Annotated in this window: 10 protein-coding genes, 2 tRNA genes and 1 rRNA gene; 6 read left to right on the forward strand and 7 right to left on the reverse strand. The window is 39.3% G+C overall.

The window, feature by feature from the left end; genetic code table 11:
- The 5 genes from EA772_RS07605 to dxs form a co-directional block, all read right to left on the reverse strand.
- Window positions 1–1,311 (reverse strand): UDP-glucose/GDP-mannose dehydrogenase family protein, encoded by a 1,311-nt coding sequence (locus tag EA772_RS07605; protein ID WP_010599408.1) that lies wholly within the window; start codon window positions 1,309–1,311, stop codon window positions 1–3.
- A gap of 39 nt (window positions 1,312–1,350) precedes the next feature.
- The gene (locus tag EA772_RS07610) at window positions 1,351–2,295 is read right to left on the reverse strand and encodes a GDP-L-fucose synthase (RefSeq protein ID WP_124912265.1); all 945 of its coding nucleotides are present in this window, start codon (window positions 2,293–2,295) and stop codon (window positions 1,351–1,353) included.
- Window positions 2,296–2,314: 19 nt separating this feature from the next.
- Window positions 2,315–3,427 (reverse strand): GDP-mannose 4,6-dehydratase, encoded by a 1,113-nt coding sequence (gene gmd, locus EA772_RS07615; RefSeq protein WP_010599410.1) that lies wholly within the window; start codon window positions 3,425–3,427, stop codon window positions 2,315–2,317.
- A gap of 124 nt (window positions 3,428–3,551) precedes the next feature.
- Entirely contained in the window at window positions 3,552–4,598 is a 1,047-nt protein-coding gene (locus EA772_RS07620; RefSeq protein WP_116168529.1) for a mannose-1-phosphate guanylyltransferase, read from the reverse strand.
- 251 nt (window positions 4,599–4,849) lie between these two features.
- Complete coding sequence (gene dxs / locus EA772_RS07625; RefSeq protein WP_124912267.1) at window positions 4,850–6,778, reverse strand: 1-deoxy-D-xylulose-5-phosphate synthase; 1,929 nt, start codon at window positions 6,776–6,778, stop codon at window positions 4,850–4,852.
- Between the two features lie 288 nt (window positions 6,779–7,066).
- Here dxs and EA772_RS07630 point away from each other — a divergent pair, with 288 nt between their 5' ends.
- From EA772_RS07630 to glyA, 3 genes are all read left to right on the forward strand, one after another.
- A complete protein-coding gene (locus tag EA772_RS07630; protein WP_010599413.1) occupies window positions 7,067–7,258 on the forward strand; it encodes a hypothetical protein in 192 nt (63 codons plus the stop codon).
- A 63-nt stretch (window positions 7,259–7,321) separates the two neighbouring features.
- On the forward strand, window positions 7,322–8,068 hold the full coding sequence (locus tag EA772_RS07635; protein WP_124912268.1) for a ScpA family protein: 747 nt from the start codon (window positions 7,322–7,324) through the stop codon (window positions 8,066–8,068).
- A 163-nt stretch (window positions 8,069–8,231) separates the two neighbouring features.
- The gene (glyA, locus tag EA772_RS07640) at window positions 8,232–9,503 is read left to right on the forward strand and encodes a serine hydroxymethyltransferase (protein ID WP_124912270.1); all 1,272 of its coding nucleotides are present in this window, start codon (window positions 8,232–8,234) and stop codon (window positions 9,501–9,503) included.
- Between the two features lie 246 nt (window positions 9,504–9,749).
- Here the strand turns inward: glyA and EA772_RS07645 are convergent, their stop codons facing one another.
- Both EA772_RS07645 and EA772_RS07650 read right to left on the reverse strand, forming a co-directional pair.
- Window positions 9,750–11,126 carry a hypothetical protein gene (locus EA772_RS07645; RefSeq protein ID WP_124912272.1) on the reverse strand — a complete coding sequence of 459 codons (1,377 nt, stop codon included), beginning with the start codon at window positions 11,124–11,126 and terminating at the stop codon, window positions 9,750–9,752.
- Between the two features lie 54 nt (window positions 11,127–11,180).
- The gene (locus tag EA772_RS07650) at window positions 11,181–11,879 is read right to left on the reverse strand and encodes a ComF family protein (RefSeq protein WP_124912274.1); all 699 of its coding nucleotides are present in this window, start codon (window positions 11,877–11,879) and stop codon (window positions 11,181–11,183) included.
- A 1,012-nt stretch (window positions 11,880–12,891) separates the two neighbouring features.
- Here EA772_RS07650 and EA772_RS07655 point away from each other — a divergent pair.
- From EA772_RS07655 to EA772_RS07665, 3 genes are all read left to right on the forward strand, one after another.
- Window positions 12,892–14,411, forward strand: a 16S ribosomal RNA gene (locus EA772_RS07655).
- 270 nt (window positions 14,412–14,681) lie between these two features.
- Window positions 14,682–14,756: transfer RNA gene (locus EA772_RS07660), tRNA-Ile, on the forward strand.
- 13 nt (window positions 14,757–14,769) lie between these two features.
- Window positions 14,770–14,843: transfer RNA gene (locus EA772_RS07665), tRNA-Ala, on the forward strand.
- Window positions 14,844–15,193: the final 350 nt, after the last annotated feature.

Consider the following 15,193-nt stretch of genomic DNA (forward strand, 5'->3'; position numbering starts at 1 on the left):
TTAATTTATTAGTTTTCTTCCAACGCTATTGTAATAATATCCCATATCAATCATTTTTTGCAAGTCATAAAGATTTCTACCATCAAAAATTACCTTTGAAATAAGTTTTTCTTCCATACGGCTGAAATCGGGTGTACGGAATAAGGACCATTCGGTAGCAATAAGCAATGCATCTGCGTTTTCAAGCGCTTCATATTGGCCTTTTGCATAGCTAACCTTATCCCCAATAATATTATTGATGTTATCCATTGCTTCAGGGTCGAAAACAGTTACGGTGGCCCCCTTTTTTATTAGTTCATCAATGATGTATAAGGCAGGAGCTTCACGTATATCATCAGTTTCTGGCTTAAATGCGAGGCCCCATATAGCGAAATGTTTACCGTTAATGTCTTGATTATAATATTTCAGTAATTTGCTTACCAAGAGTAGTTTTTGTTCCTGGTTAACCGTCATTACTGACTTAAGTATCTTAAAATCGTAGTTAACTTCACTGGCAGCCATAGATAGTGCTTGAACATCTTTTGGAAAGCAAGAACCACCATATCCTATACCAGGGAAAAGAAAACGCTTTCCAATCCGCTCATCCGCTCCTATTCCTCTTCTTACCGAGTCAACATCTGCCCCTACTAATTCACAAAGATTTGCGATCTCGTTCATGAAAGTTATTTTAGTTGCCAAAAATGAATTTGCCGCATATTTAGTAAGCTCTGATGATCTTTCATCCATGAATAGGATTGGGTTACCTTGACGAACATATGGATTATAAAGTTCGGTCATCAATGCCTTTGCTCTTTCGCTTTTTGTACCTAGTACGATACGATCGGGTTTCATGAAGTCATCAACTGCAACTCCCTCTCGCAAAAATTCCGGATTTGAAACAACATCCACATTCACGCTAGAATTATTTTCAAATACAGCTTTTACTTTATCTGCTGTACCAACTGGAACGGTAGATTTATTAACGATTACTTTATAATCTTCAATGATGTTTGCAATGTCTTTTGCCGCTCCCAGTATGTAGGAGAGGTCAGCAGCACCATCGCCACCAGGAGGAGTGGGCAAAGCCATGAAAATAATTTCAGAAGCTTTAATAGCTGCAGCGAGGTCTGTTGAAAAATGAAGTCGGCCTTGTTCAATATTTCTATGAAATAACAGATCTAAACCAGGTTCATAAATAGGAATTTCTCCATTTTGCATTTTTTTAACCTTTTCGGTATTGATATCAATACATATCACATCATTTCCGGTTTCTGCAAGACATGTTCCGGTAACTAGACCAACATATCCTGTTCCAATAACAGCTATTTTCACTTCGTAATTTTAAGTTATATAATAATTAATTTGTGATGACTAGGCAGATTTCATCATCGCGATATGCGATAGATAATCCGAATACGTCAATTGTAAACCAGATCTTAAATCAATCTGGTGTTTCCAGCCTAAACTATGTAATTTGCTTACATCCATTAATTTGCGAGGGGTACCATCAGGCTTAGCGGTGTTAAATTTTATATCGCCATTAAAGCCTATTGTATTTTTGATTGTTAAAGCTAGTTCCCTAATCGTTAAATCTTCGCCGGTACCAATATTTACTAATCCAGCTTCATTGTAATTTTCCATTAAAAAGAAACAGGCATCTGCTAAATCATCTGCAAAGAGAAATTCTCTCATTGGCATGCCTGAACCCCAAATTTCCACCACATCCAGGTTATTGTTTTTTGCCTCATGAAATTTTCTGATCAGGGCAGGAAGTACGTGTGAGTTTTCGGGATGATAATTATCATTGTATCCGTAAAGATTAGTTGGCATAGCTGAGATAAAATTGCAACCGTATTGTGAGCGATAAGCTTCACACATTTTTATGCCTGCAATTTTAGCTATTGCGTAAGGTTCATTGGTTTCTTCTAATAAGCCTGTCAACAAATATTCCTCTTTTAATGGTTGAGGCGCTAGTTTCGGGTAAATGCAACTTGAACCCAAAAACATCAGCTTGTTAACATTGCTTAGATAAGATTGATGGATGATGTTGTTTTGAATGGCAAGATTTTCATAAAGGAAATCTGCCCTATAGGTGTTATTTGCTACAATTCCTCCAACTTTAGCAGCGGCTAAAAATACATATTCTGGTTTTTCCTGATCGAAAAATTCCACAACCGATAGTTGATTACGCAAATCGAGTTCCTGAGATGTTTTGGTAATAATATTATTAAATCCTTCTCTTTCGAGTTTTCGGTAGATAGCGGACCCCACCATTCCGCGGTGACCAGCAATATATATTTTTGCGTTCTTTTTCAAAGTGATATAGTTATAGTTTCTATTCGAATTGATTTTTTACTTGATATCCTGCATCTTTCAACATAAGTTCTTTTTGAAAATGCTCAACGTCTGAAGCCATCATCTCTTTCACTAATGCAGAAAGATCATATTTGGGTTCCCAACCTAGTTTAGTTTTGGATTTTGTTGGATCTCCAATTAAAAGATCTACTTCAGTGGGACGGAAATACGCCGCATCAACAGCAACAACCTCTTTACCTATCTCAATCTGGAAATCTACATTTGTACAAGAAATAACAAAGGCTTTTTCATCTGCACCCTCTCCAACAAATTCAAGTTCTATCCCAACTTCCTGAAACGACATTTTCACAAAATCACGAACCGTAGTGGTTACACCTGTTGCAATGACATAATCTTCAGCAACATCTTGTTGTAAAATGCGCCACATGGCTTCCACATAGTCTTTTGCATGCCCCCAGTCTCTTTGTGCATCTAAATTTCCTAGGAATAATTTATCCTGAAGACCTAATGCTATCTTGGATACAGCTCTGGTAATTTTACGCGTTACAAATGTTTCTCCCCTCAATGGACTTTCATGATTAAAAAGGATTCCATTACAGGCAAACATTCCGTAAGCTTCACGGTAGTTCACCGTAATCCAATAGGCATACATTTTTGCAACAGCATATGGGGAACGTGGGTAAAATGGTGTGGTCTCACTTTGTGGAACAGCCTGAACTAAACCATATAGTTCAGAAGTCGAAGCCTGGTAAATACGTGTCTTTTTTTCCAAACCAAGTATACGCAATGCTTCCAATAGTCGTAAAGTTCCTATTCCATCGGCGTTAGCAGTATATTCAGGAGTATCAAAACTCACTTTAACGTGGCTCATCGCACCCAGGTTATAAATTTCATCTGGCTGAACTTCCTGAACAATACGAATTAGGTTAGTCGAATCACTAAGATCTCCATAATGGAGTTTGAATCGGATATCTTTATCATGAGGATCCTGGTAGAGGTGATCAATACGATCGGTATTAAACATAGAACTTCTACGTTTGATACCATGTACTTCATAACCTTTTTCAAGCAATAACTCTGCTAAATATGCCCCGTCTTGGCCAGTGATTCCCGTTATAAGCGCTTTTTTCATATTTTACTAATAGTTTTATTTGATCGATTTGGATCTGTGATACCGTTTACTAAATTATTTATAGTTCAAAATTGAAACAATAGCCCTTTATTACCATGTATTTTGGAACCAATTAATGATGGTTTTACTGGTACTCTGCTCCAAACTGTTCAACCACAGAATTTGATACTTTTTTAATTTCCTGCTCGAGTGGTTTAGGATATATTAGTAATACATCGCCATCATCAACCACTATGAAATTACTTAGGCCTTTTACTACAGCAATTTTATTGCTGGGCAATTGGATAATGCAATTTTGTGTATCTTTTAGCAGTGATGCCTTCCCATTAAAGGTATTGCTGTCGATATCTTTCTCCATTACATCATGTAGGGATGCCCATGTTCCCAAATCCGACCATCCAAAATCTCCGGTAATAGTGTACACATTATCGGCCTTTTCCATAATGGCATAATCAATCGATATATCATTTGATAGTGGATAATTATCTGAAATAAATTTTGTTTCACTTTCTGTATTGTATACGTCTGCCTGATTAAAAATTGAAAACAGTTGCGTTGCATGTTTTTCAATTGCTGTAAGTATTGACTTAACGTTCCAGATAAATATGCCTGCATTCCAAACATAATCACCACTTTTTAGAAATGCTGTAGCCTTATCAAGGGATGGTTTTTCTAGAAATTCTGTAACCTTGTAAATCTTTGTACCAGAGGACTCAAACTTAATATAGCCATAACCAGTATCTGGTCTAGTTGGTGTGATACCCAAGGTAATCAAAGCATCGTGATGAGTAGCAAAATCAAGAGCTTCCGTTAAACTTGAAATGAATGCCTCTTCATTTAAAATTAAATGATCTGAAGGTGCAATGATGATATTCGCATTCGGATTGAGCGAGGCGATTTTGAAGGTGGCATAAGCGATACAGGGTGCTGTGTTTCTTCTGCAGGGTTCAGCTATAATGTTTTTTTTAGCTTGGGCACCAATTTGAAGTTCAATGATGTCGGTGTAAATCTCGTTGGTTAAAATGTAGATATTTTCCGCTGCACAAACTTTAAGAAATCTTTGATATGTTAATTGCAATAACGATTTTCCACTACCCAGAATATCGATAAATTGTTTTGGAAAACTGTTTCTGCTTTTTGGCCAGAATCTACTGCCAACACCACCGGCCATGATTAAAACGTATGTGTTATTATCCCTACTGTGCATCTGCTTATATTGATGGATTATATTGTCTGGAGTAAAATAAATCTAAATTAGATATTGGTGAAAAAATGAATTTAGAGTATTGAATACTTTACTGCAAATAACCACTTAAATAGCAAGCCCAACAATGGCCCTTTACGGCTAGGTTATCTTTCGGCATAACAAAAAAAGGCAATAACGGTTAAGTTATTGCCTTTATATTAATCAGGTGAAATTAATTACCCCACCATACTATCTGTTACTCTTTTGAAGCCAACTTTCCTCACAGCATTAACGATGGCATTTTTATCATAGCCACATTCTGCCCAAAGTTCTGGTTGTTCGCCATGTTCCACAAACTGATCAGGAATGCCTAGGCGTATCACATTTGAAGTATAACCATGATCAGCCATAAATTCTAAAACAGCTGAACCAATGCCACCTGGAAGTGATCCATCTTCTACAGTGATCACATGTTTATATTTTGAGAATACCTCATGGAGCATCTCTTCATCTAAAGGCTTAACAAATCTAAGGTCGTAGTGTGCCGGGTAGATACCTTCAGTGTTCAATTGGGAACGTGCTTCAACAGCAAAATTGCCCACATGACCAATGGTTAGTAGCGCTACATCTTCGCCATCACAAATCTTACGTCCCTTGCCGATTTCCAAAGTTTTAAATGGTCTTTTCCAGTCTGGCATTACACCATTTCCACGAGGATAACGGATCACGAACGGCCCCATGTTTTCTTGTTGGGCGGTATACATCAGGTTGCGCAATTCTTCTTCGTTCATTGGCGAAGAAATGATCAGATTTGGTATACAGCGCATGTAGGCAATATCATAAGCGCCATGATGCGTAGCGCCATCAGCACCAGCTAATCCTGCTCTATCCAGGCAAAAGACAACATTTAGTTTTTGTATAGCCACATCATGAATAACCTGATCATAGGCCCTTTGCATGAAACTGGAATAGATATTACAAAATGGAACCAATCCTTGTGCGGCTAATCCAGCTGAAAAAGTAACCGCATGTTGTTCCGCTATACCCACATCAAAAGCTCGCTTAGGCATGGCTTTCATCATAATATTTAATGATGAGCCGGAAGGCATGGCCGGAGTTATTCCCACAATTTTATCATTCGCTTCTGCAAGTTCGACCATCGTATGTCCAAAAACATCCTGATATTTTGGAGGTTGTGGCTTATCTGGAACACTCTTTTTGATCTCACCAGTAATTTTATCGAACAAACCTGGGGCATGCCATATGGTTTGATCTTTTTCTGCCAATGCAAATCCTTTACCCTTAACTGTAATACAGTGTAATAATTTAGGGCCCGGAATAGCAGATAAATCTTTGATCGTTTGCGCTAAACGTTTAACATCATGGCCGTCAACAGGTCCAAAATATCTGAAATTTAACGCCTCAAATAAGTTGCTTTGTTTTAATAACGTACCCTTAATACTTTTTTCTATTTTCTTTACGTACTTATGTGCATTTGGCCCTAGTTTAGAAAGGCCAGCCAGCACACTCGATATATCATCGCGGAAGCGATTATAAGATTTTGATATGGTAATACTTGTTAAATACTCCTTTAGGGCACCAACATTGGGGTCGATTGACATGCAGTTATCATTTAAGATAACCAGTACGTTGCTGTTTTCGATTCCCGCATGATTCAAACCTTCAAAAGCTAAACCAGCAGTCATCGCACCATCTCCAATAACTGCAACATGCTGTCGGTTCGATTCTCCCTTCAACTGTGAAGCAACCGCCATGCCTAAGGCCGCAGAGATGGAAGTAGAGGAGTGGCCAACCCCAAAAGTATCATATTCACTTTCCGAAATTTTAGGAAATCCACTTATTCCTTTATATATGCGGTTGGTATGAAATAATTCTCTTCTGCCGGTGAGTATTTTATGGCCATAAGCCTGATGACCTACATCCCAAACAAGCTTATCGTAAGGGGTGTTCAAAGCATAGTGAAGTGCTACAGTGAGTTCCACAACACCTAAACTTGAGCCAAAATGGCCACCATTTACACTCACTACATCAATAATATATTGACGTAATTCTTGGCTTATTTGTTCTAAGTCAGATTCGCTATATTGCTTTAAGTCAGCAGGATAGTTGATTTTAGATAATAGGGGGCCAGCTTTAACTTGCATTCAGTAGTTGGGTAAAAAACAAGATACAAAGTAAGGTATTTTTGTTTTAATACAGAAGAAAAATCGCATCCCTTCCTGAATATCTTCAACTAAGCAGAATTATAATCCAGATCTTTAAGACGATATACACAGTGAGCGCCTAAATGTGTAGTATTAAAGCTACTTTATAGGAGTTTATGGGTATACTTTATCTATATTTGTAGCATCATTTTCTACCATATTACTGAGTTGGTCGACTTGTGTTCGCGATAGATAAAAAAAGTACCACATTAGTAAAAAAAACATCCCATGCTAAATTTAACACACTCAACCCCTGTAAACAAACTTAACAAAGTTAAGATTGGTGATGAAATAGTTGATGAGTACAACTCTCAAGGCAAAGTTGTTAAAATCAGGAAATCTGTAGTTAATGATGCCAGAGAATTCCTTTTTCATTTAGATTCCAGACAAACCATCTACATTTTAAGTAATGGAATTTAATTTCTGCTTTTAATTCGTAGAAGTGCTGATTACGTCTCGCTGTTATTTATTATTTTTGTTTAAATGCAGTCTGAGAATTTTGAAATCAAACTTCCCGTTTTTGAAGGTCCCTTCGATTTACTTTTGTTTTTCATCGAACGAGATGAGCTAAACATTCAGGACATCGAGATTGCGAAAATCACTAATGATTTCCTGGCTTATATTCACCAGCTTTTGGCCCTAAATGTCGAAGTTGCCAGCGAATTTATCCTAGTGGCAGCAACTTTAATGCGGATCAAATCCCAAATGCTGCTGCCTCGCATTGAGGTTGACGAATCAGGTGTTGAACTTAACCCCGAACAAGACTTAATTGCCAGGCTTATCGCCTACAAACAGTTTAAATCTGCTGCTGAAGAATTGAAGGTTTTTGAAGAAACCAGAATGCAGCAAGAGCGAAGAGGTAACATTGAACATGATTTATCACTTGCTGCGGAATCCTCTTCTCATCAGGACGAATTGCTATCGCTTGATTTATACAAGTTGTTAACTATATACCACCGCACCATGCAAAAGTATGAGTTGCGTAGCGAAGAGGTTAAACATACCGTTGTACAATATCCTTACACTATTGAACAGCAAAAACATTTCATCTCCAACTTACTAAACATCAATAAGCAGATTGATTTTGCTTTAGTACTTAAGAATTCAGAGAACAAGGTTCATTTCGTATACAACTTCTTAGCGATCTTAGAAATGCTGCAGCAACAGATTATTGAAATTACTATCGGAAGCGGCTTTAATAATTTCAAGGTGAAATCATTAACTGAATAGCGTTGCGAATGTCACATTGGGGAATCTTTGCAATTGTTTGGTTTTACGCTCACAGTTAACTCAAAAAAAGCAAACTTTTCGGGCAGCAATTTAACTCCTATTCAACCGCTTCGTTAACGATTAATTTCTTACTTTTGCACAAAAAATACAAACCTATATAAGGATGAAACGCGACACCCAAATTTTTGAACTTATTGATAAAGAATTAAACCGCCAAGAGCACGGTTTAGAACTTATCGCATCAGAAAACTTTGTAAGCAAGCAGGTAATGGAAGCTGCTGGTTCTGTACTGACAAATAAATATGCAGAAGGATTGCCAGGAAAACGTTACTATGGTGGTTGCCAGGTGGTAGATGTAGTAGAACAAATTGCAATAGACAGAGCTAAAGAATTATTTGGCGCTGCCTGGGTTAACGTTCAGCCTCACTCAGGTGCTCAGGCAAATGCTGCTGTTATGCTGGCTATTCTTCAGCCGGGCGATAAAATTTTAGGGTTCGACCTTTCTCATGGAGGTCACTTAACGCATGGTTCGCCGGTAAATTTCTCCGGTAAATTGTACCAGCCTTTATTTTATGGCGTAGAGAAAGAAACTGGTTTAATTGATTATAAAAAACTGGAAGAAGTTGCTTTAGCTGAAAAACCAAAATTAATTATCTGCGGTGCCTCAGCGTATTCACGGGAGTGGGATTACGCTTTCATTCGCTCAGTAGCAGATAAAATCGGGGCTTTGGTATTGGCTGATATTTCACATCCGGCAGGTTTAATTGCTAAAGGTTTATTGGCCAATCCACTTCCACACTGTCATATCGTAACCACTACTACACATAAAACATTGCGTGGCCCTCGTGGCGGAATGATTATGATGGGTAAAGATTTTGAAAATCCTTGGGGCTTGAAAACACCAAAAGGTGAAACCCGAATGATGAGTAATTTATTAGATATGGCTGTTTTCCCAGGAACTCAGGGTGGTCCGCTTGAGCACATCATTGCTGCGAAAGCAATTGCTTTCGGAGAAGCTTTGACAGAAGAATATGGTGCTTATATCAAACAGGTAGCGGCAAACGCACAGGCCATGGCGAAAGCATTCGTGGCGAAAGGTTATGGTATCATTTCTGGCGGTACAGATAACCATTTAATGTTAATCGACCTTCGAAATAAAAATATCACCGGTAAAGTGGCAGAGAACGCATTGGAGCGAGCTGAAATTACTGTAAACAAAAATATGGTTCCGTTTGATGATAAGTCACCTTTTGTTACATCCGGAATTCGCGTGGGTACTGCCGCCATCACCACTCGTGGTTTAAAGGAAGCGGAGATGGAAAAAATTGTTGATTTAATTGATCAGGTACTAACCAATCCTGAAGATGAAGCCAATATCAACGCAGTTAAAGTTGAGGTAATTAACCTGGTAAGTGCGTTCCCGCTTTATAAATAAGTTATAATCGCATTTAGTTTCAGAAAGCAACTTCATTTATTTGTAGTTGCTTTTTGTTTTAAGCGTCTTTTCGAAAATTTAAAACTGTAGGGTTCCGATTTAGCGATTCACATTAATGACCTGGATAAGATAAAAAGTAAAGGGCCGATATCCTTAGTAGAAATATCGACCCTTACCATCTAAATTAACGCTCTCAATTATATAAACGGGCGCAATGAGAAATTGTTTTAACGACTTTGAAAAAAGTTAGTTTTTTTCGAAACAGCCTAATGTGGATGGAAAAAATCTTGGGTCATTTTTGAGATCATGGTTCAGGTAGTCATTAAAATAAAGGTCATTGCTGAGGTTGTAGCCTTTTTTCAACGCGGAACTGTTATTGGCTAATTCGAAGTTTCCAAGTGTAGTATTGATAAATCCTGGATCTGAGTTGATTAAATTATCATTGTTCGAAAAAGCAGTAGCGTTAGTTTTAATTAAATTATTCCAGATTCTGCTCTCAATTGCTGCTGTTGTTTTCTTTTGGATATCCAGTTCATTATTAAGTTGTCCCCAAATGATGTTATTGATCAAATTTAAATTCAACCTGTTATAGGCTTTAACAGATAAATAATCAGAAAAGGTTAATGCTGCGGTTTTACGCGGAAAATTGGGATTGTAACCTGCGAAGGTATTTTGTTTCAAATTATAATTCCCTCCGCCAACGGCATATAACAGATAGTTACCGCAATTGTAAAACAAACTGTTAAAAGCAATAAGTTCAGAATGATTTCCAATATAACCTGCCACTTGCATGTTCTTAATCACAGTGTTGCTTAAGATCAGCTTCGGAGTGGCGTTTTTTGAAAGTGAATCTGAGGTGATGCCAACAGAAGCATTTTTAATCGTCGCATACGCAATAGTTGCGTTGGCTGTCGGTTTTATAAATATGCCCTTCCATTGTCCCGGCTCATCGGTGTAAGCATTTTCTAACCGGTCACTGCAAAACATAATGGGTTTATCAACTGTACCTGTTGCGCTTAAAGTGCCTTCTATATTTAAGCTTGCATCCTTATGGAAATAAAGCTTTGCCCCAGGCCTAATTGTTAAGGTGGTGTTATTTCTAACGGTTAATGCACCGGTAATGACGTACGGAAGTGCTGATGACCAGGTAATGTCTGAGTTGATCGTTGATTTATTTACAAATACTGCATTTTGTCCATATGCCATAAAGTGTACTGCCTGTTGGTTTCCATTTGTTGAAAATAAAATTGAATCCTGAACGATAAAAGGCAATTGTTTATTATCAGGGTTGATGTTCACCTTAACAAAAATATTTACAGAATCGCCAGCGCTAATTACCAGATTTTTTCTGTTGGTGATGCTTTCCCCATTAATGTTAATACTGAACGAAGACAAACCTCCGCCAGCCAGTTTAATTTCTGAAATGCTAATTGCAGAAGTATTCTTATTCAGAACCTTAAAACGTTTGGTAACAGAACCAACTGAGGTGAATACGGTATCAAAAAGAACACTATCTGTAGAAAAATCAAGTCTAGCGTCAGGATCAGTGCTGATACGATCTTCTTTCCTGCATCCGAAAACGATACAAGTAAAAATCAACGCAAGAAAAATAAGGCCACGCATAAATCAAACTTAAATAATTTTCGATTTAAAGCAATACATAATTTCATAGCTAACCTATTCAGCGTAAGCCAGCGCAGCAATGCTTACCTTCGCTACGCCATTTTTAATCAGCTCGTTCGCACAAGCTTCCAAAGTTGCGCCAGTTGTAATTACATCGTCAACAAGTAATATATGCTTACCGCTCAACAACTTTGGGTCAGCCACTTTAAATACATCCTGCATATTTTCATACCTGTTATATCTGCTTTTTTTAGTTTGGCTTTCTGTCTCGGTCGATCTTATTAAATCATTTTCACTAAAAGGGATTTCCATTACACTTGAAATTCCCATGGCAATGAAGCTGCTTTGGTTATAGCCCCGCTTTCTTAATTTTTTATGATGCAATGGTACCGGGATAATTAAGTCAATATTTTCATACAACGAACTCATATTTAGTCTTTCTCCAAGTTTGCTTCCTAAAAAGATACCAATTTCAGTTTTAGCATTGTATTTTAAGTTATGAATCAGATTCTGGACCTTCGCTCCCTTCCTGAAATATAACATAGCCATTGCTGCATTTAACTCAAGTCTGCCCCACAATTGCTTTGCAACTCTATTTTCCGCATGAATATGGTAATCAGTAAAAGGCAAATCATACAGGCATTTGGTACAAATCAAATATTCGCTGTAATATAAAGGAGTGCCACAAGCGTTGCATGGGTTTGGAAACAACAACCCAATTAAATCATATCCCCAACGTTTTAGCGCTAACATATATCTAATTTATTAAATTATTGTTTAATAAGTTACTGTTTTTGGAAAGCACTTTTATTACTACTATATAAGTATCCTCCCGCCCTTTGTTCCAAATCCTCGCTCGTACCTCGCTGCGGGTTTTCCACTGCGGTCGGGTTTAGGTGGCGCAGCAGTTACACGGAACAAACGACCAATCGCCTGGCATAAACAGGACAATTACCTCAACCTATTGTGCTATATAGAGATATGGTTCAAGCAATAATGTAGACAATCTGCTCATCTGAAAAACTCTCAACATCCAGATCCAGCCCAGGCAACCTAGTAAAACCATTAAAGACTTCAAAAGGTTTTACCCCTTTAACATTTTTTTCTCTTTGATAAACAGCGTTTTACCCAGGGATGAGGAATAAAAGGCATTCCGCTATTTGTGTATTGTGGAATTTTTTCTACTTTTGCAACCCGCTCCGGAGGAGAGGGGTTGTGAATGAAAGTGTGGGTCTGTGGGATGTGAGGTAGGAAAAAGCCAATAATTTATTTCAAATTAAATTTGCGGGGATGAAAAAGATCGTTACCTTTGCAGCCCGGTTCGGAAGAACGGGAAGCTGGTTAAAACCGGTGATATTGAAAAGCGGGAAGGAAAAACAAACAACGAAAAAATAAAATTTATTTTATTTGGAAGTTAGAAAAAGATCCTTACCTTTGCACTCCCAACTGAAAGGAAGGGAAAACAAAAAAGATCAGGTGGCGGATGCCACAGCGATTTAAAAACAAAGATTGAAACGGGTGAAAACACAGGATGGACGACAAAGACCATCTGAAACCAAAACCAGCAGATATATAAAGGCGACCGTGAGGTTTTAGCCGATTAAGTTCTTACAAGAGATGTCAATGATGCGTAGTGGGGTAATGAAGTACGAATTCAAGTACAGAGTTCCTTATTACATTTTAAAGTCAATGTCTAACAGACAAATTAAAAAGAAGACTATTTTTAACGATAGTTAAAACTGGTCAGAATCTTACAACACATTTTACAATGGAGAGTTTGATCCTGGCTCAGGATGAACGCTAGCGGCAGGCCTAATACATGCAAGTCGAGGGGTAGAAGAGGCTTGCTTCTTTGAGACCGGCGCACGGGTGCGTAACGCGTATGCAACCTACCTTCATCTGGGGGATAGCCCGGAGAAATCCGGATTAATACCGCATAAAATCACAGGATGGCATTATCCAATGATCAAACATTTATGGGATGGAGATGGGCATGCGTGTCATTAGCTAGTTGGCGGGGTAACGGCCCACCAAGGCGACGATGACTAGGGGATCTGAGAGGATGGCCCCCCACACTGGTACTGAGACACGGACCAGACTCCTACGGGAGGCAGCAGTAAGGAATATTGGTCAATGGAGGCAACTCTGAACCAGCCATGCCGCGTGCAGGAAGACTGCCCTATGGGTTGTAAACTGCTTTTATTCGGGAATAAACCTTATTACGTGTAATAAGCTGAATGTACCGAAGGAATAAGGATCGGCTAACTCCGTGCCAGCAGCCGCGGTAATACGGAGGATCCAAGCGTTATCCGGATTTATTGGGTTTAAAGGGTGCGTAGGCGGCCTGTTAAGTCAGGGGTGAAAGACGGTAGCTCAACTATCGCAGTGCCCTTGATACTGATGGGCTTGAATGGACTAGAGGTAGGCGGAATGAGACAAGTAGCGGTGAAATGCATAGATATGTCTCAGAACACCGATTGCGAAGGCAGCTTACTATGGTCTTATTGACGCTGAGGCACGAAAGCGTGGGGATCAAACAGGATTAGATACCCTGGTAGTCCACGCCCTAAACGATGAACACTCGCTGTTGGCGATACACAGTCAGCGGCTAAGCGAAAGCGTTAAGTGTTCCACCTGGGGAGTACGCTCGCAAGAGTGAAACTCAAAGGAATTGACGGGGGCCCGCACAAGCGGAGGAGCATGTGGTTTAATTCGATGATACGCGAGGAACCTTACCCGGGCTTGAAAGTTAGTGAATGATCTAGAGATAGATCAGTGAGCAATCACACGAAACTAGGTGCTGCATGGCTGTCGTCAGCTCGTGCCGTGAGGTGTTGGGTTAAGTCCCGCAACGAGCGCAACCCCTATGTTTAGTTGCCAGCACGTTAAGGTGGGGACTCTAAACAGACTGCCTGTGCAAACAGAGAGGAAGGAGGGGACGACGTCAAGTCATCATGGCCCTTACGTCCGGGGCTACACACGTGCTACAATGGATGGTACAGAGGGCAGCTACATAGCAATATGATGCGAATCTCACAAAGCCATTCACAGTTCGGATTGGGGTCTGCAACTCGACCCCATGAAGTTGGATTCGCTAGTAATCGCGTATCAGCAATGACGCGGTGAATACGTTCCCGGGCCTTGTACACACCGCCCGTCAAGCCATGGAAGTTGGGGGTACCTAAAGTATGTAACCGAAAGGAGCGTCCTAGGGTAAAACCGATAACTGGGGCTAAGTCGTAACAAGGTAGCCGTACCGGAAGGTGCGGCTGGAATACCTCCTTTCTGGAGTAGAGTTGACTACTCACTGCGCAACATGATATTTCGATAAAGTAAAAAAGTTATAAGTTGAGAGTTATAAGTTGAGAGTTGTAGGATATAAGTTGAAAGACATATACCAAACAATTAACATCGAAACAACGGATCAACAAAAAGAAGAAACACCCAGAAGAAATGACGGTTGTCCTTAACCATAGGGTCATCGGAACGAAAGCTAGGTAGCAAATGGAGCGGTAGCGGTAATATACTAACTGCAACACAGCGACCATACAGCACAGTCCCGTAGCTCAGCCTGGTTAGAGCACTACACTGATAATGTAGGGGTCTCCAGTTCAAATCTGGACGGGACTACTTTAATAATCCTGGGGGATTAGCTCAGCTGGCTAGAGCGCCTGCCTTGCACGCAGGAGGTCAACGGTTCGACTCCGTTATTCTCCACATTTAAGCTGCAAAGCTTAAAGACCAAAGCAGAAAGCTTTTAAAACACACAAAAGACTATCACCGGGATCGGTGACCATCATTGACAGATTGAAAGAAAAGAAGAGAAACGCCAAAGGGGCACATGAAACGGTTCGAGACCGCAGTTTTTGACTAATAAGGAATAAGCTATAGGCTTAGGTTGGGGCACATTAAACCCTGAACCTTTATACCCTCAGCCTTATACCTTAATAAAGTTCTTTGACATATTGGAAGAAGTTAAAAAAGAAGAGCAAACAACAATAGGCGACTGTTGTGTTTGTGCTCACCATTCAGATGAGTAATCAGATGACTGGTATGAGACATCATAA

It is taken from the genome of Pedobacter sp. G11 (genome assembly GCF_003860265.1).
GTDB classification, from domain to species: domain Bacteria; phylum Bacteroidota; class Bacteroidia; order Sphingobacteriales; family Sphingobacteriaceae; genus Pedobacter; species Pedobacter agri.